Genomic DNA, 16,543 nt, shown 5'->3' with positions numbered 1-16,543 from the left:
TATAATTCTTTAGAAAACTATTATTTTAAAGATTTTGCGGCAGCAATAAGTAGTTCATTTGAAATTCTATGTTTAAAATCCGGGCTAATATATTCGAATTGAATTGTCCCGTCTTGGTCTACTATAAAAATAGATGGAACAGGAAGAAAAGTAGTATTGACTCCTTCGGAACCTGCGGTAATTGTACTTTTATAATTTTCTGGGGCTTGATAGGCAATCCCAACAGCTTTAGAAAATGATCCGTCACTGTCCGATAACAAAGTGTAATTTATTTTATCTTTTTCGTCAGTAATCTTCAAATTTTTAGGAGAATCTGGACTAATGGCAATAATTTGATAACCTAAATTCAGTAATTCTTTTTCTGCATCATTTAATGCCATTAAATGCATATTACAATAAGGACACCAACCACCGCGATAAAAAACCAAGATTGTTTTTTTGGAAGCCAACATTTTAGCCAAATCAATTGTTGCTCCATCAGTTGCTTTCAAATTAGCGGATGGAATTTTTTCGCTAATTAATAACGGACTGACTTCGGTTGGTAATTTTGGTAAATCATTTTGAGCATTTCCAACAAAACCAATAACTAACAAAATTAAACTGATTACTTTTTTCATGATATATTTTTACTTTTTATTTAAAGTAAAGGTATGTTCGATAAAAAGAACCTAATGTCAGCTAGTTTACATTGAAGGCAAAATTGCGGTAAATTATTTGACTGCCTTAGCAAAACCAACAGTATCTCGGTAGGTTTGAGGAGAAACCTCAGCATTGGTTTTAAAGAAACGGCTAAAATAATGCTCATCTTCATACCCAAGTTCATAAGCAATTTCTTTTACCGCTTTATTCGTTAAGTACAATTCCCGCTTGGCTTCGATAATAATGCGTTCTGCAATTAAATTAGTCAATGTTTTATTGAAATGATTTTTGGTAATTTTGGCTAGTGCTTTTGGAGAAATATTCAGCAATTCGGCATAATCGCTGGCAGAATGTTTCGTTTTAAAATTTTGCTCAATGAAATTTTTTAAATTTTGAAGCACAAATGGTGCCGATTTTTCATCTATTGTTGGAGTTACAACTGCTAGTTGCTCTTTTTTTAATCGAGAAGCTGTAATGAGAAAAATTTTCAAATAAGAAATCAACAACTCATATTGTGCGATTGCTGGATTTTGCATTTCAATTTTCATTTGTTCCAAAACCATGTTGAATGTAGCCTTAGTCATTTCATCAATCCTTACATACGGCGGTTCATAAATATTATTAAACAAAACCCCATTACACGCAACCTCATCATGGTGTTTCATAATGCAAAAGAAATCAGGATGAAAATGAATCACTTTCCCTTCAAATACATCATCAGGTGATAGCATAAAAGGCTGATATGGAGAAAAAGCTAACAATTGATTTTCTGTAAAATCATATTCAGAAAAATCAACTTTTACTTTACCTTTTCCTTTTTGCACCCAAATTAATGAATAATAATTCAACCGCTGAATGTGGTCAAAACAAGAATTACTTTCAAAAGAAAAAATTTTGAAAGCTAAATTTCCGTTTTGTGGATTGACTAAAGTAAAGGCAGATTGATTTATCATACTATGTGATTTTTACAAACAAATTTAGCTTAAACCTGCTTCTTTTAATTTGTTTTTAAGATTTTCTATTTCTTCTTCTAATTTTAGAATATGTTGAAACTTTGGTTCAAAAGCAGCTTGAATTTCTTCCACAGTAAAACGTGGTGTGATGTGCTGAGGACAATTCCAGTCAAAAGCTTCAATATGAAAAACCATCATTCGTTCTGGACGAAACTGATAGTCGCCTAAATCCAGTTTTGCTAATAATTCTGAATTGTCTTTGAGTTCAATTACTTCAGCTTTAGCAAAAATTTTCAATCTCGCTCTTGCTGGATAATCCATCATAATAAGTGCTACATTATTATTGGTAGCGAAATTTCCAACAGATATGTATTGTTTGTTTCCTGAAAAATCAATGAAACCAATTGTATCTTTATCTAAGACTTTCACAAAACCTTTTGGTCCGCCACGATGCTGAATATAAGGATACTTTTTTTCGCCAATGGATGCCAGGTAAAAACTATCTCGATTGGCTATAAAACCCATTTCATTTTCGGATAAGCCATCAACAATATTGAACTTTTCCATTCGTTCATACCCTTTTCGGCTACCGTGTTCTTCTTGTAACGTTTTGACAGCATCCGAAAACGCTATTTCTCCAAAATTTTTAGCCATGACAAATTATTTAAATTTTCTGTCCTTCTCGTCTATAGGCAAATCGTTGATGCTTGCAAAACGTTTGCGCATCAAACCATTTTCATCAAACTCCCAGTTTTCATTCCCGTAGGCACGAAACCATTGTCCTTCAGCATTTCTATATTCATATTCAAAACGAACAGCCATTCTATTTTCGCGAAAACCCCATAACTCTTTTTTAAGCTTATAATCGAGTTCCTTTTCCCATTTACCTTTTAAAAATTCTTTTACTTCATCGCGACCATTAATAAAATCCGTTCGATTGCGCCATTCCGTATCAATTGTATATGCCAAAGCAATGCGTTCTGGGTCTTTACTATTCCAAGCATCTTCGGCTAATTGTACTTTTTGTAAAGCAGTTTCCATATTAAATGGGGGAAGTGGATGTCTTTGTTCCATGATAATTAAGTTTATTTAAAATATAATATGACTGTCCGCTAAGCAGACTAAATAAAAAATTGAAATATTGTCATGCTGAATAGTTATACTGTTTAAATTTTAGATTTACTGTTTAAAATATTTAAATTTTACCATTAAGGAATTTAGAAAATTAAGTCTAAATTTTTCTAAATTCCTTAATGGTTTATAAAAATACAATGTTTTTATTCCAGTAAATTAAAAGTACGAATGGTATTACGAATAATTTATGTTTTTTTTAAATTACAAATTATAAAGATGGTGCCAAAGGAAAATCAACTGGCACTTGTGTCAAATTGTGTAAATAGTTCATCGCAGTTTTATCACTTATTAGAAGTATCAAATCAACTAAATTTTCATTAGTATAACCTTGAGCAAAAAAAGCATCAACTAAATCAGAATTAGCGTTCCCTTTTGTTTGAGTAATTTCGGCAGCAAGCTGAACCAATGCATTCAATTTTGCATCTGTAGCTTTTCCTCTTCGGAAGTCTACTATTTGCCCATCTGTAAAACCATTCATTTTCCCAATAACAGTATGAGCACTCAAGCAATAAGTACAGTTGTTAACTTGGCTTACGATTAAATTTACCGCTTCTTTTTCTTTATTGTTTAAAGATGTTTTTGCATTTTGGTATGCTAAAAATTTTTCTAACCCATTTTTTGAACGCGCCATCGTAGCATATAAATTAGGAACAAACCCTAATGCTTTTTGTAGATTATCGAAAATTAATTGGTTGTTTTCTGAAACTTCTGATCTTGTTGGAACTGAAAATGTTGTAGTTGTCATTTTATTTATTTTTAAAATTGCTTGTCTCTATTGACATTACAAAGATGCGACAGCTTTAAAATTTATAAAATGGACAATAAACGCAAGGTGATGGACAATTTTTCTTCCTTAAAATAGGCCAGCTATTTTATAACGAACGAAAAAAGTTAGACAGACTATAATTTAGTAATGTCGTCAATGATAATTTCTTTACGATTATAATATAACAATCCTTTGGTTTCCATTTCATTTAGTAATTGAGTGGCTGTTTGTCTAGACGTACAAATAATTTGAGCCATATCATTTTGAGTAAGGTAATTGTCAATAACCACTTTATTATCGGTGCGCTTGCCTTCTTTTTCAGCCCAATCTTTCAGAAATTGATACAAACGGGTTTTGGCATCTTTAGAAATCAAATTGGAGTAACTGTTTCTAATGCGTTTCATTTTTAACCCTACAAACTTCGTATAGGACAAAGCCAAACTTGGGTATTTAAGTAATAAATCTTCAAAATCCGACATTAAGAAACTGCAAATAGTAACTTCATCGGTTAATGCTTTTGCATATTCATTTGAATTTCGATCGTTGTCCAACTCCAATTCTCCAAACAAATCTCCTTTTTGAATAATATCTTTAATGGTTTCATTACCCTCTTCATCAACAGAAACGATTTTTATATTTCCTTTTTTAAGTAAAAAAACACGAGGAACATCCGAAGAAGAAAAATAAATAATATCGCCTTTCTTTGCTTTTTTAAAACCTGTTATCATGCACAATTGTTTTATTTGAGACATGCTTAATGTCCAAAACAATTTGTGATCTCTGAGGTACCAATATTTTAATTCGTCGTACATAATTATGTATAGTTGCTTAACTAGTTGATGTAAAAGTAAACAAAGTCATATTTAAAAAATGCATTCTAAAATAAAAAAACCAAACTCGAAATACAAGTTTGGATTTTTAATAATAGTTTCTAAGCTACTGAGTTGCTAAGATTTTAAAAAAAACTCAGAATCTTAGCAACTTAAAAAAAATTAAGCTATTAAAGTTCTAGAAATCACAATACGTTGAATTTCGGAAGTTCCTTCATAAATCTGAGTAATTTTGGCATCACGCATCATACGTTCAACATGATACTCGGCAACATAACCATTTCCTCCGTGAATTTGTACTGCTTCGATAGTAGTATCCATAGCGGTTTGAGAAGCAAATAATTTAGCCATTGCCCCCGATTGTGAAATATCCTTTCCTTCATCTTTCTGAGAAGCTGCATGGAAACACAACAATCTAGCTGCTGAAATTTGTGTCGCCATATCAGCTAATTTAAAAGCAATTGCTTGGTGTTTAAAAATTTCTTTCCCAAAAGCTTTACGTTCTTGCGAATATTTTAAAGCCAATTCATAAGCACCCGACGCAATTCCTAGAGCTTGAGAAGCAATACCAATACGACCTCCGTTTAAAACTGACATAGCAAAATTAAATCCAAATCCATCAGCACCAATTCTATTTTCTTTAGGCACTTTCACATCATTAAACAATAAAGAATGTGTGTCTGAACCCCTAATACCCATTTTCTTTTCTTTTGGTCCAATATCAAATCCAGCCCATCCTTTTTCTACAATAAAAGCATTGATTCCTTTATGTCCTTTTTCAATATCAGTTTGAGCAATTACAATATAAGTCGAAGCAGAACCACCATTGGTAATCCAATTTTTAGTTCCGTTTAGTAAATAATGATCACCTTTGTCAATTGCTGTTGTTTTTTGAGAAGTAGCATCTGATCCAGCTTCTGGTTCAGATAAACAAAATGCTCCAATCACCTCTCCTTTGGCCAACGGAACAAGATATTTCATCTTTTGTTCTTCGTTACAATATTTTTCTAAGCCTGCACAAACCAAAGAATTATTTACAGACATAATAACAGCTGCTGAAGCATCAATTTTGGCAATTTCAGAAATCGCTAAAACGTAAGAAACACTATCCAGTCCTGAACCTCCATATTTTGGATCTACCATCATTCCTAAAAACCCAAGTTCTGCCATTTTTTTGACTTGCTCAGTAGGAAATTTGGAGTGTTCGTCTCGTTCGATTACTCCTTCCAACAATTCAGCTTGAGCAAAATCTCTTGCTGCTTGTTGTATCATTAATTGTTCTTCGGTTAGATTAAAATCCATAATAATATAAAATAAAGTGTGGTTTTTGTTTAAAAAATTGTAGTCAAAGGTAATTTTTAATTATGAAATTTTCAATTTTGAATCGTAAATTTGGCCTATGAAAAAAGATTACTATAACGTTATCGGAGTAATGTCAGGAACTTCGCTAGATGGAGTCGATTTGGCTCATATTGAATTCCAAATAAAAAATGACAAATGGGAGTTCGAAATTCTTGATTGCGAGACTATTTCTTACGATTCCAGTTGGGTTAACATCTTGAAAACCGCTGTTGATTATACCGAAAATCAACTAGCAGAATTAAATAAAAACTACACTCAACTACTCGCTTCCATTATTACTGATTTTATAAACAAACATGCTCTGGAAAATTTAGATGCAGTTTGTTCTCATGGTCATACTATTTTGCATCAACCTCAAAATGGTTTTACACTTCAAATTGGAAATTTACCTGAAATTGCCAAATTAACTCAACAAAGAGTAGTTTGCGATTTTAGAGTACAAGATGTTCAATTAGGTGGTCAAGGTGCACCCTTAGTTCCTATTGGTGATCGTATCTTATTTGCAGAATATGATTATTGTATGAATTTAGGAGGATTTTCGAATGTTTCTTTTGAAAAAAACAACAATCGAATTGCTTTTGACATTTCTGCGGTCAATACCGTGCTTAATTTTTATGCCAATCAATTGGGCTTTGATTACGATGATAAAGGTCAAATTTCTCGAACTGGTCAATGTAATAGTAATTTATTAAACGAATTGAATTCATTACCATTTTACAAAACTCCACCTCCAAAATCCTTGGGCTTTGAATTTGTAAAAGAAATTGTCTTGCCTATGATTGAAAATTACCAAATCTCTATAGAAGATAAACTACATACTTTTACCGAACACGTTTCCCAACAAATAGCATTTGCTTTAGAAAGTTTTGAAACTCAAAAAAATCAAAAGAAAAGTATGTTAATTACTGGAGGCGGTGCATATAATGATTTCTTGATAGAAAGGATCCAATTACATTTGCCCGAAACAAAAATTATTATTCCTTCACCAAAAATATTAGAATTCAAAGAAGCCTTAATTTTTGCCTTATTAGGTGTTTTAAAAATGCGGGAAGAAGTAAATGCACTTCAAAGTGTAACTGGTGCACTTTGCGATCATAGTTCTGGTATAATTTACAACAATTAAGAAGAATTCATTCTTTTGTAAAAACAAACCTTTTCGTTTTTAAAACTATTCTTACTCCTTAAAATGAATTAAAAACATTTTCCTCCTTTGAATGTAAGTGATTATTTACTAGCGTATTGCGATTTGACAATAAATAACCAACTAAAACGTTATAATATGCGCATTTAACAAAATAATGCCATTTTAACATGCTGTTTACAATAATTTAGCATTATTTTTGCCCTAAAATTAAATAACTATGATTGTAAAAAAAATAATATTGGGATTGACTCTTATTGTTTCTGCCTTGTTTTCTTCTGAAGCAATTGCTCAAAAACAAATCGTATTTGAAGGGGTAACTATCCCTAGAACAATGAAATTTGAGAACAAAACTTTACAACTTAATGGTGCTGGATCTAGATCAAAAATGTGGGTTGAAGTATATATTCAAGCCTTATATTTGAGTCAGTTATCTCAAAATCCAAAAGAAATCATTAATGATAACTTAGAAATGTCTATCCGAATTGAAATTACTTCTGCATTAGTTTCATCAGGTAAATTAACAAGAGCTTTGAATGCTGGATTCGAAAAATCTGCTGGTGCGGATTTTGAGAGTTACAAACCAAGAATGGAATTATTAAAAGGTTTTTTAGCTGATGAAATCACCAAAGGAGATGTTTTTGAATTAACCTATTCTACTACAGACAGCTCTATTTGGATTATAAAAAATGGTGATCTTAAAGGAAAAATCCCAGGATTTGATTTTAAAAAAGTGTTTTTCGGAATTTGGCTTGGAGACAAGCCAGTCGATGAAGAGTTAAAAAATAGCTTATTAGGTATCTAATACTATTTTTATTTTTCCAAAAACACACATTTAAATACCACATTTACAAAATGAGCATGAGCTGAAGTTGGTTGCCAATACCAATAAAATCATGCTCATTTTAATTTTAAAAAACCAAATCGGTTTTTATATTATTAATTCAGAATGGTCCCAAACACAAAAGTGCTTTTATCTATTTTAAAAAATAGAAAAGCACTTTTTTTATGGAAATTATTCAAATACCAAAAAAAAAACATGAATGCATATTTCTCATAAAACCTTTTATATATTTGTCAAAAATAAACATATCACAACAATATGAAAGATTTACTAAAGAAATTTGAAGATAAAACTCCTGAAATCGTTTTCAACTGGAAAGATTCTGAAACCGAAGCCGAAGGCTGGACAGTAATAAATTCTCTCCGCGGTGGTGCTGCTGGTGGGGGAACTCGTATGAGAAAAGGACTTGATATGAATGAGGTTTTGTCATTGGCAAAAACTATGGAAGTGAAATTTTCGGTTTCTGGACCAGCAATTGGTGGTGCAAAATCTGGAATTAATTTTGATCCTAATGATCCTCGCAAAAAAGGTGTTTTACAACGTTGGTACAAAGCGGTTTCTCCTTTATTAAAAAGTTATTACGGAACTGGTGGTGATTTGAATGTTGATGAAATTCACGAAGTTATTCCTATGACAGAAGAATGTGGTGTTTGGCATCCGCAAGAAGGTGTATTCAACGGACACTTCAAACCTACTGAAGCTGATAAAATCAATAGAATTGGACAATTACGTCAAGGAGTAATCAAAGTAATTGAAAACCCAAAATTCTCTCCAGACGTTACCCGAAAATATACTGTAGCCGATATGATTACTGGTTATGGTGTTGCCGAAGCGGTGCGCCATTTTTATAACATTTATGGAGGTAATATCGTTGGAAAGAAAGCTATTGTGCAAGGTTTTGGAAATGTAGGTTCTGCTGCTGCTTTTTATCTTGCCGAAATGGGTGCTAAAATTATTGGAATCATAGACAGAGATGGTGGATTAATTAATGAAGAAGGTTTTACTTTTGAAGAAATAAAAAAATTATTCCTTGCCAAAGACGGAAATAAATTAGTTGCCGAAAACATGATTCCTTTTGAAGAAATCAATCAAAAGATATGGACCATTGGTGCCGAAATATTTACTCCTTGTGCTGCTTCAAGATTAGTTGCTCAAAGTCAAATTGATAGCTTAATTGCTAATGGATTGGAAGTAATCTCTTGTGGAGCTAATGTTCCTTTTGCAGATAAAGAAATTTTCTTTGGCTCAATTATGGAAGAAGTGGACCATAAAGTAAGTTTGATACCCGATTTTATTTCTAATTGTGGAATGGCGAGAGTTTTTGCTTACTTCATGGAAAAGAAAGTACAAATGACTGATGAAGCCATTTTTCATGACACTTCCGAAATCATCAAAAATGCAATTGAAAAAGCACACGCTTTAAATTCATCTAAAACAAATATCAGCGCAACAGCTTTTGAAATTGCCCTGAAACAATTAGTATAATCATTTTATACTTCATTCTAAACGAATCAAATTGGATTTTAAAATCTATTTGGTTCGTTTTTTTTATTCTCTAATCAAGGTTTAACACTCCATCAGTTTTTTATTCTTGACAATTTTTAGTACTTTTCAACGTTTTTATAAGTACACTTTTTAATTTAAATTCCACAATGAGTTCTACACTTTCAAACGATCAAAAGAAATCATTAGTCCTGTCTATACTCCTTTACGCATCCTTATTATTGCTGTTATTTTTCATTCGATTTTGGCCACCTGCCAATCTAGAAGAAATGATGGCTAGTGGCGGAGGTGGCGGAGGCGTTAGCATAAATTTTGGTGACAGTGACTTGGGATCTGGTAAAAACACTAAAAGTGAGGTGCTGAAAGTCGAAAATCAAGCCAAACAAACTCCTGCCAAAAGTACACCCCAAGAATCTATTATATCTCAGGAAAACAGTACCGAAGAAAGTGTTGTTATTCCACAAAAAGAGAAACCTAAAAAAACTGAAGTCGTTGTAAAAGAGACCCCAAAACCAGAAGTAGTAAAACCCAAAGTTTCAAATTCTACTAATGACGCTTTATCTAGTATCTTAAAAGGTTCTAATAAAGGTGGCGATGGCGATGACAAAACTGCCGGCAACAAAGGAAAATCTAACGGAAGTTTGGCAGCAACAGGCTATTATGGCACTGGTGGTTCTGGCGGAGGAACTGGTGGCGGTAACGGAACTGGAAACGGTATTGGCAATGGTAGCGGTTATGGCGCAGGTAGCGGCGGTGGTTCTGGTGGCGGTACGGGTGGTGGCTCAGGCTACTCGCTTGGGAACAGAAAAGCACTTTCCAAACCAGCTCCCAAATATACTTGCAACGAATCTGGTAAAGTTGTCGTAGAGGTTTCGGTAGATAGAAATGGAAATACCATCAATGCGACTGCTGGAATAAAAGGTACTACCAATACTGCTAAATGTTTGTTAGACCAAGCCCGAATTGCTGCTATGAATACCAAATGGGACGCCAGCTCTGATGCTCCCGAAAAGCAAGTTGGTAAGATTGTTTATAATTTCAACTTGAATTAGAATAAAAATTGTAAAATTATTTTAGGACGATACTGCTTTTCAACCGAATGTAACTTTCTGTAATTTGCAGTTTGTAAAATAACAACACTTGTTTTCCATTGTATACAAAATTTACAAATACAAAACTCTCTTTAAATTCAGCCTAAAAACCCACTCGAGCAATAGCGAACTGACGAAATAATTACAGCAAAGGCTTTTACAAGTAGTTCTTATCTAAACTTGTATTGTTGTTGCTCCAGTTATCAAATCATGAATTGCTCTTTTTCTGGGGTTTTTAAATATTGTTACATACGAAAACCATCCAAAAATAAATTTTGAAATAAAACGAAAAAAGGATCTTACTATATTCAGTTTTTTAGAATCATTAGAACTCCTACGTATTCTGATATTCATTATGTGATTTCCAAGGGTTGCACCGAAAGTTATGCAGATTGGTTCGTACATTATAAGGGAAATGAATGATAAAGCTCTGACCCAAGTTGGAACATTTTCAAAATAGTTTAATATTCCAGCAATTAAGAAAGCTACGCCTATAAGTAATAAAGTGTCAATTGTAGATGACTTTGTTCTATCTAATAAAGTTGCCGTTGGATTATTCATTTAATTTAATAGGATGTGGTTTAGCATTACTTGTAAAATTCTAGTGGTTTGGGATTTCGGAGCCAATTCTTTTCGGCTAAACGAATATATGAATAAAAACGATAATTCCACCAATACCCCAATCTCGCAAGCTGTTGGCAACTGTTATTTTCTTTTTTCAATTGGGTTGAAATTAATAAATCTATCAAAACTCTCAGGCTCATCTTTAATATTTTCAATTTCTTTCCATTTTCCATTTTTGTCAAGAATTTCAGTAATAATTCGTCCATCTCTTTGGTCAACATTTGCAAATTCTTTTAAGCTATCATTCTTGATTTTTAAGAAGTATGTTGTCTGCCCACCTGTTAATATGCATGCATCAATACAATCGAGCTTTTCATTATACATTAAGTTTGGAAAATTTTCTGAATTTTTTATCCAATTCAAAGATTTATTTTTGGGTGAATATAGAATTAGTGTTTGTACATTATTTCCTCCTCTTGCTGCCATCCCGCTTGTGAAAAGAATATCTTTTATATTATCATTATTAAAATCATTTACTTCTACTTTTAAATCGTTAATTCGAGTTCCTTCTATAGTTAAGCTATCTTTTATTTCACAATAATTAATATTTTTTTCATACAAATAAATTTTAATAAATGTATTATGATTAGTCCCAATTCGGTAAATATCTATTTTGTTTTTTATTCCGAAGTTAGTTGAATCAGAAAATCGCTCGAGAGTATCTAAAACAGCTAAGTTTTCAATTTTTGGGTGAATATTTTCAATATTTATAATCTTAGTTTCCTTTTTGCAACTAAAAAGTAGAAGTGATAATGTTATGATTAGTGTTTTTTTCATAATAGTTTCTAACTAATTTATAAACGAAACAACCATCCGTAAATACGCATATATTTCGAGTAGATTGGCAAAAGCTTATTTCGCATTCGTTTAATTCAAATATAGTCGTTTTAAAAAAAAACAGGTACTTAAAGCCAATACTATTCGTACTAATAACCAATAGCATTCGTACTTCGTACCAATAGTATTCGTACTAATAACCAATAGTATTGGTAGCAAGCACCTATACTATTATGGAAAACCACCAATAAAACAGGTGTTAAGCACCAACACTATTGGTACGAAGCACCAATAAGACAGGTACTTCATACCAACAGAGCAGGTGTTTCGTACCTCTATATTTTGAATTTACTTTCTCAATTACTTTAGTTTCTTACAAGAATGTCCTTGCGAGGAACGAAGCAATCACATCAAAATATATTTTATTTCAAGCATTACGGATTAATTTATTAGTGAGATTGCTTCGTTCCTCGCAAGGACTATGTTTGCGGAATTGGAGTGCGTGAGGGATAGTAGCTAGCTACCGAAGGCGCGGATAGCCCGACCGCAATAAAAAAAGGGGGCGAACTCTAGATAATCTAAAGTAGCCCCTTTTTTTATTGTAGTCACGCCCAAATAATTATTACTTCGGACTTGTAGCGATAACGAATTTTAAATTGTTCTTCACTCCTATTTGCAATACATCGACTAAATCTTGCACTTGCAAATTGAACGGAATCCTTACGATAACCGTTTGGTCTTTTTGAGTATTCATCTTTGACATCAAAGTAGTTTCTAATTCTTCGAAAGCAACGGGTTGCTTGTCGATGAAAAATTTCTTATCCTCAGTAACTGATAAACTTATGTATTGATGATTTGTTTTTTCGTTGGTTTTAGACTTTGGCAGTGTCATTTTGATAACGTTTGGATTCGCCAAAGTGGAAATAATCAGGAAAAACAGCAACAAAAAAAACATGATGTCACTCAAGGATGAAGTGGCTACTTCGGCGTGAAATCTTCTTTTTCTTTTGATTGACATAATTTATGCTTTTTGAATAATATTCACGAATTCTAATATTTGCTTTTGCACTTTTAAAGCATAATTATCGATTTTTCCGTTCAGTAAGTGATACGCACTATAGGCAATAATCCCCACAATTAATCCTGAACCACTACTGATCATTTTTTCGTATAAACCACCAGAGATATTACCAATACTGATGTTTTCGGTTACTGAGATGCTATAGAAAATCTTAATTACTCCCGAAATTGTTCCGATAAACCCAAGGGTTGGTGCAATACCTGCGATAAGTCCTAATTGTCCTAAATGCTGTTCCATTTGAGCAATTTCGATATCGGCGGCGCGATCCATATTGGATTCAATTTCGGCGATGGGACGACCTATTAATAAAATCCCCTCTTTGATTACATTTCCAGAAGCTGTATTGGTTCTTTCGGTTATAGAACGAGCCAAATCAAAGTTTCCTGCTGTCAATTGTTCCTTGACATCACGCATTAAAAGCGGGTCTACTTTGGACACTTTATTGATAAATAAATACCTTTCTATTATCACATAAAAAGTGTAAAATAATAATATTGCGATTGGAATTAGAAAAAATCCTCCTTTTAAAATAAATCCTAAAACAGAGATTTCAGTGTTCGGTGCTATCTTTTCCACAACAACATTGGAAGCAGTAGCAAGAGTATCAGCTTGTAATTGTATAAAACTAAACATATTTTATTTTGGGTTTATAATCGTTAATTCTAAAAAATATTTCAATTTTGCAGAAACTATTTTTCACTGTAATATTAAACTAAAAAAAGTAAAAAATATTTCAATTTACAACTATTTTATCAAAAATAAATGAACTATCAAGAAACCACAAATTGGATGTTTAACCAACTCCCAATGTATCAATTACAGGGAGCATCGGCTTATAAGAAAGATCTAACCAACGTAAATTTACTTGCCAATCATCTTGATAACCCTGAACAAAAACTAAAATGTATACATGTTGCAGGAACCAACGGCAAAGGTTCTACCTCGCACATGCTTGCTTCGATCCTGCAAGAAGCTGGTTATAAAGTGGGGTTATATACTTCGCCACACTTAAAAGATTTTAGAGAGCGAATCAAAATTAACGGTATTGAAATCTCCGAAGAATTTGTTTGTGATTTTGTTGCTCAACATAAATCTTTCTTTGAAGCCAATGATATGAGTTTCTTCGAAATGACGGTTGGTTTGGCTTTTGATTACTTTGTAAAAGAAAAAGTTGATATCGCTATTGTTGAAGTTGGTTTGGGCGGAAGACTTGATGCTACGAATATTATTACTCCTTTGGTTTCGGTAATTACAAATATTGGGATTGATCATGTTCAATTTCTAGGCAATACCTTGGCGTCTATTGCAACTGAAAAAGCTGGAATTATAAAGCCTGAAATTCCTGTAGTTATTGGTGAATATACTCCTGAAACTAAGCCTGTATTTTCAGCAAAAGCAGAAGAAAATAAAGCAGAAATATATTTTGCATCAGAATTGATTTCAGAAACTTATCCTTCGGATTTGATAGGCGATTATCAGCAACATAATAAAAAGACAGTTGTACAAACTTTCAAAATCCTAAACGAGCAAACAAATTTTAAAATAAGTCCAGAGAGCATAAAATCTGGTTTATTGCATGTCATAAAAAATACTGGTTTATTGGGTCGATGGCAACAATTGGGTGAAAACCCAAAAGTAATTTGCGATACTGCGCACAACAAAAATGGTCTCGAAATTGTTCTGAATCAAATACAAAAAGAAACCTATTCAAACTTACATATTGTATTGGGCGTAGTCAATGACAAAGAACTAGATGAAGTACTGCCTTTGTTTCCAAAAAATGCTACATATTATTTTTGCAAACCAAATATTCCTCGTGGTTTAGACGCTACTTTATTACAAGAAAAAGCCTTATCTTTTTCTTTAAAAGGAAATAAATATGATTCTGTGATAGAAGCATACAACTCGGCTAAGAATAACTCTACAAAAGAAGATTTTATTTATATAGGCGGAAGTACCTTTGTAGTTGCTGAATTACCGTTAAATAAGGAAAACTAAACGATCTTTAATTTTTCTCTCAAAATAAACTTAGATATCGTAATTACTTGATTAACAATTAACTAACTTTATAAGTGTTTTATGTTAATTAATCATTTAATTTTTAGTTTATTATGAGAAAGAGAGACTTTTTTTCGTTGGGAACGTTAATTTTAACATTCCTCCTAAGCATAAATAGTTATGCTCAAGATCCCCCCAAACCTGTATTTATTACTATGACTACACTACACAGAAATTTTAATACCGATGGTAAGGATTGGAAGGCAACGGAACAAGAGTATTTCGACAAAGTAACCAGCAAAAATGACTTAATATTAGGTTCCGAAATCCTAACGCATTATTACACTGATAATAGCTCTGAGGTAATATTAGTGAGTGTTTATAAAACTTGGGAAGATATTGAAAAATCAAATACTGTCTCCGAAGACCTCATCAAAAAAGCTTGGCCTGATGAAAAAGTCAGAACTGCTTTTTTTGACAAACAAAACAGCTACTACATGCCTATGCATTCTGATGAAATTTACTCTTCTATTGAAACAATAGGATCAAAAGAATTCAAAGCTACCAACAAAGAACCCATGATTGTATACATTCGAAGATCGCAAATGTCTATGAGCGGAAAAGGAAAAGGCATGAAAGAATACAATGAAAAAGTAACATTCAAAGATCCATTCATCAAAGGCTATTATCCGTTTCGCCACGCTTGGGGCTCCGATAGCAGAGACTTTATGGAAGCCTATTTCTACGACTCTTTTGGAGATATCGAAAAATCAAATCTAAAACAAGATGAATTAGCAAAAGCTGCATGGCCTAAAGAAGAGGACAGTAAAGCTTTTTTTGATCAATTAAAATTAGCGTTTACAGGAATTCATGGTGATAATATCTATCATAATTTACCTGGTGCTTCCAAATAAATAAAAACAGTACAAATTGTATTAGCATTTCCATATATACAATTTGTGCTGTTTTTTTACATCTCCTTTTTTCAATATAAGAATGACTATCATTGAAATTACAGAATAATACTATCGATTTTACACTTTATTTAAATTCAGTGTTCCAAAATTTATTTTTATTAATCTAAGATTTATAGTTTGTTAACAAAGAACAAATACTATTAGTCTAGTTTTGAAAAAATTAAATTCCAAGCCACTACAACATGCAAAAACTCTACTTTTTAATGCTATTTCTTAGCATTAATTCTTTTTCAATGCCAGCTTTCGAAAGTTTTATACTTACCAATGATGGATCAAAGATTACCATAAAAACTAGTTATTTTCGAATTGACAATACCGAAAAGGTCGTCTACTATAAACTACCAAACTCGGATATTGAAAGCAAGATTAAATTTAAAGATTTTGATTATATTCATATAGGTACTAATAAATTTAAAACCTATAAATTAAACAATTCTAAAGAAGTAAACGGTTATTTTGTTCTATCTGATACAGCTTCCAAAACACTCATTTTTACAACTAAACCAAATGAAGATGAGGAAAGTTCTAAGGTAAACTACGTCTTTTATATATTAGATTTAAATAATAATATTATAGATAGCCTTGAATTTGATAATCTTAAAAATGCAAAATCAAACAATTCACGCGCAGATATTTTTTCTAAAATTCAATTTTATTTTAAAGACTGCGAAATGTTAATTACACGAATTGAGTCTTATGATAAGCTATCGGCACAGAATCAAAATCTAGACATCTTAGATTTTTTTAATTCTCCAGTATATATAGAATGTATAAAATAAAAAAGCTCCCAATCATTTGGGAGCTTTTTTATTTTATAATAGCA

At 32.2% G+C, this 16,543-nt stretch carries 18 protein-coding genes; 7 read left to right on the top strand and 11 right to left on the bottom strand.

From position 1 onward, the window contains the following. Positions 1-20: 20 nt before the first annotated feature. The 7 genes from CLU82_RS11990 to CLU82_RS11960 form a co-directional block, all read right to left on the bottom strand. A complete protein-coding gene (locus CLU82_RS11990; RefSeq protein WP_100843320.1) occupies positions 21-617 on the bottom strand; it encodes a peroxiredoxin-like family protein in 597 nt (198 codons plus the stop codon). A 93-nt stretch (positions 618-710) separates the two neighbouring features. Continuing rightward, the gene (locus tag CLU82_RS11985; RefSeq protein ID WP_100843319.1) at positions 711-1,592 is read right to left on the bottom strand and encodes a helix-turn-helix domain-containing protein; all 882 of its coding nucleotides are present in this window, start codon (positions 1,590-1,592) and stop codon (positions 711-713) included. A 24-nt stretch (positions 1,593-1,616) separates the two neighbouring features. Further along, positions 1,617-2,246 (bottom strand): pyridoxamine 5'-phosphate oxidase family protein, encoded by a 630-nt coding sequence (locus CLU82_RS11980; protein ID WP_100843318.1) that lies wholly within the window; start codon positions 2,244-2,246, stop codon positions 1,617-1,619. Between the two features lie 6 nt (positions 2,247-2,252). Beyond that, complete coding sequence (locus CLU82_RS11975) at positions 2,253-2,666, bottom strand: nuclear transport factor 2 family protein (protein ID WP_198520218.1); 414 nt, start codon at positions 2,664-2,666, stop codon at positions 2,253-2,255. Between the two features lie 268 nt (positions 2,667-2,934). After that, a complete protein-coding gene (locus CLU82_RS11970) occupies positions 2,935-3,471 on the bottom strand; it encodes a carboxymuconolactone decarboxylase family protein (RefSeq protein ID WP_100843316.1) in 537 nt (178 codons plus the stop codon). Positions 3,472-3,626: 155 nt separating this feature from the next. Then, positions 3,627-4,304 carry a Crp/Fnr family transcriptional regulator gene (locus CLU82_RS11965; protein ID WP_100843315.1) on the bottom strand — a complete coding sequence of 226 codons (678 nt, stop codon included), beginning with the start codon at positions 4,302-4,304 and terminating at the stop codon, positions 3,627-3,629. A 180-nt stretch (positions 4,305-4,484) separates the two neighbouring features. Further along, the gene (locus CLU82_RS11960) at positions 4,485-5,624 is read right to left on the bottom strand and encodes an acyl-CoA dehydrogenase (RefSeq protein ID WP_100843314.1); all 1,140 of its coding nucleotides are present in this window, start codon (positions 5,622-5,624) and stop codon (positions 4,485-4,487) included. Positions 5,625-5,721: 97 nt separating this feature from the next. Here CLU82_RS11960 and CLU82_RS11955 point away from each other — a divergent pair, with 97 nt between their 5' ends. The 4 genes from CLU82_RS11955 (at position 5,722) to CLU82_RS11940 (ending at position 10,224) form a co-directional block, all read left to right on the top strand. Beyond that, the gene (locus CLU82_RS11955) at positions 5,722-6,807 is read left to right on the top strand and encodes an anhydro-N-acetylmuramic acid kinase (RefSeq protein WP_100843313.1); all 1,086 of its coding nucleotides are present in this window, start codon (positions 5,722-5,724) and stop codon (positions 6,805-6,807) included. 238 nt (positions 6,808-7,045) lie between these two features. Further along, complete coding sequence (locus CLU82_RS11950) at positions 7,046-7,630, top strand: chalcone isomerase family protein (RefSeq protein ID WP_100843312.1); 585 nt, start codon at positions 7,046-7,048, stop codon at positions 7,628-7,630. 297 nt (positions 7,631-7,927) lie between these two features. Further along, the gene (locus tag CLU82_RS11945) at positions 7,928-9,154 is read left to right on the top strand and encodes a Glu/Leu/Phe/Val dehydrogenase dimerization domain-containing protein (protein WP_100843311.1); all 1,227 of its coding nucleotides are present in this window, start codon (positions 7,928-7,930) and stop codon (positions 9,152-9,154) included. A 167-nt stretch (positions 9,155-9,321) separates the two neighbouring features. Further along, positions 9,322-10,224: a hypothetical protein gene (locus CLU82_RS11940; RefSeq protein WP_100843310.1), complete on the top strand. Its 903-nt coding sequence runs from the start codon at positions 9,322-9,324 to the stop codon at positions 10,222-10,224. 213 nt (positions 10,225-10,437) lie between these two features. Here the strand turns inward: CLU82_RS11940 and CLU82_RS11935 are convergent, their stop codons facing one another. The 4 genes from CLU82_RS11935 to CLU82_RS11920 form a co-directional block, all read right to left on the bottom strand. Beyond that, positions 10,438-10,824: an RDD family protein gene (locus tag CLU82_RS11935; RefSeq protein WP_100843309.1), complete on the bottom strand. Its 387-nt coding sequence runs from the start codon at positions 10,822-10,824 to the stop codon at positions 10,438-10,440. Between the two features lie 144 nt (positions 10,825-10,968). Then, on the bottom strand, positions 10,969-11,664 hold the full coding sequence (locus CLU82_RS11930; protein ID WP_100843308.1) for a hypothetical protein: 696 nt from the start codon (positions 11,662-11,664) through the stop codon (positions 10,969-10,971). A 622-nt stretch (positions 11,665-12,286) separates the two neighbouring features. After that, positions 12,287-12,682 (bottom strand): biopolymer transporter ExbD, encoded by a 396-nt coding sequence (locus CLU82_RS11925; RefSeq protein ID WP_198520217.1) that lies wholly within the window; start codon positions 12,680-12,682, stop codon positions 12,287-12,289. A 3-nt stretch (positions 12,683-12,685) separates the two neighbouring features. Beyond that, entirely contained in the window at positions 12,686-13,378 is a 693-nt protein-coding gene (locus tag CLU82_RS11920) for a MotA/TolQ/ExbB proton channel family protein (RefSeq protein ID WP_100843306.1), read from the bottom strand. 129 nt (positions 13,379-13,507) lie between these two features. On the opposite strand from CLU82_RS11920, the gene CLU82_RS11915 reads away from it, so the two are divergent. The 3 genes from CLU82_RS11915 to CLU82_RS11905 all read left to right on the top strand — a co-directional run bounded on the left by CLU82_RS11915 (position 13,508) and on the right by CLU82_RS11905 (position 16,499). Beyond that, positions 13,508-14,743, top strand: a complete 1,236-nt coding sequence (locus tag CLU82_RS11915) for a folylpolyglutamate synthase/dihydrofolate synthase family protein (RefSeq protein WP_100843305.1) — start codon at positions 13,508-13,510, stop codon at positions 14,741-14,743. 215 nt (positions 14,744-14,958) lie between these two features. After that, entirely contained in the window at positions 14,959-15,657 is a 699-nt protein-coding gene (locus CLU82_RS11910) for a hypothetical protein (protein WP_100843304.1), read from the top strand. A gap of 266 nt (positions 15,658-15,923) precedes the next feature. Further along, positions 15,924-16,499, top strand: a complete 576-nt coding sequence (locus tag CLU82_RS11905) for a hypothetical protein (RefSeq protein WP_157813352.1) — start codon at positions 15,924-15,926, stop codon at positions 16,497-16,499. The last annotated feature ends 44 nt before the right edge of the window (positions 16,500-16,543 follow it).

The organism is Flavobacterium sp. 5 (assembly GCF_002813295.1).
Classification (GTDB): domain Bacteria; phylum Bacteroidota; class Bacteroidia; order Flavobacteriales; family Flavobacteriaceae; genus Flavobacterium.
The sequence above is the reverse complement of the archived record's forward strand: the minus strand, read 5'-3'. Positions and strand labels throughout refer to the sequence as shown.

Excerpts from the sequence above, each read along its gene's own strand:
- CLU82_RS11950 (WP_100843312.1), top strand. The coding sequence starts at position 7,046 with ATGATTGTAAAAAAAATAATATTGGGATTGACTCTTATTGTTTCTGCC.
- CLU82_RS11985 (WP_100843319.1), bottom strand. The coding sequence starts at position 1,592 with ATGATAAATCAATCTGCCTTTACTTTAGTCAATCCACAAAACGGAAAT.
- CLU82_RS11920 (WP_100843306.1), bottom strand. The coding sequence starts at position 13,378 with ATGTTTAGTTTTATACAATTACAAGCTGATACTCTTGCTACTGCTTCC.
- CLU82_RS11915 (WP_100843305.1), top strand. The coding sequence starts at position 13,508 with ATGAACTATCAAGAAACCACAAATTGGATGTTTAACCAACTCCCAATG.
- CLU82_RS11945 (WP_100843311.1), top strand. The coding sequence starts at position 7,928 with ATGAAAGATTTACTAAAGAAATTTGAAGATAAAACTCCTGAAATCGTT.
- CLU82_RS11905 (WP_157813352.1), top strand. The coding sequence starts at position 15,924 with ATGCTATTTCTTAGCATTAATTCTTTTTCAATGCCAGCTTTCGAAAGT.
- CLU82_RS11955 (WP_100843313.1), top strand. The coding sequence starts at position 5,722 with ATGAAAAAAGATTACTATAACGTTATCGGAGTAATGTCAGGAACTTCG.
- CLU82_RS11925 (WP_198520217.1), bottom strand. The coding sequence starts at position 12,682 with ATGTCAATCAAAAGAAAAAGAAGATTTCACGCCGAAGTAGCCACTTCA.
- CLU82_RS11910 (WP_100843304.1), top strand. The coding sequence starts at position 14,959 with ATGACTACACTACACAGAAATTTTAATACCGATGGTAAGGATTGGAAG.
- CLU82_RS11930 (WP_100843308.1), bottom strand. The coding sequence starts at position 11,664 with ATGAAAAAAACACTAATCATAACATTATCACTTCTACTTTTTAGTTGC.
- CLU82_RS11990 (WP_100843320.1), bottom strand. The coding sequence starts at position 617 with ATGAAAAAAGTAATCAGTTTAATTTTGTTAGTTATTGGTTTTGTTGGA.
- CLU82_RS11935 (WP_100843309.1), bottom strand. The coding sequence starts at position 10,824 with ATGAATAATCCAACGGCAACTTTATTAGATAGAACAAAGTCATCTACA.
- CLU82_RS11965 (WP_100843315.1), bottom strand. The coding sequence starts at position 4,304 with ATGTACGACGAATTAAAATATTGGTACCTCAGAGATCACAAATTGTTT.
- CLU82_RS11940 (WP_100843310.1), top strand. The coding sequence starts at position 9,322 with ATGAGTTCTACACTTTCAAACGATCAAAAGAAATCATTAGTCCTGTCT.
- CLU82_RS11970 (WP_100843316.1), bottom strand. The coding sequence starts at position 3,471 with ATGACAACTACAACATTTTCAGTTCCAACAAGATCAGAAGTTTCAGAA.
- CLU82_RS11980 (WP_100843318.1), bottom strand. The coding sequence starts at position 2,246 with ATGGCTAAAAATTTTGGAGAAATAGCGTTTTCGGATGCTGTCAAAACG.
- CLU82_RS11960 (WP_100843314.1), bottom strand. The coding sequence starts at position 5,624 with ATGGATTTTAATCTAACCGAAGAACAATTAATGATACAACAAGCAGCA.
- CLU82_RS11975 (WP_198520218.1), bottom strand. The coding sequence starts at position 2,666 with ATGGAACAAAGACATCCACTTCCCCCATTTAATATGGAAACTGCTTTA.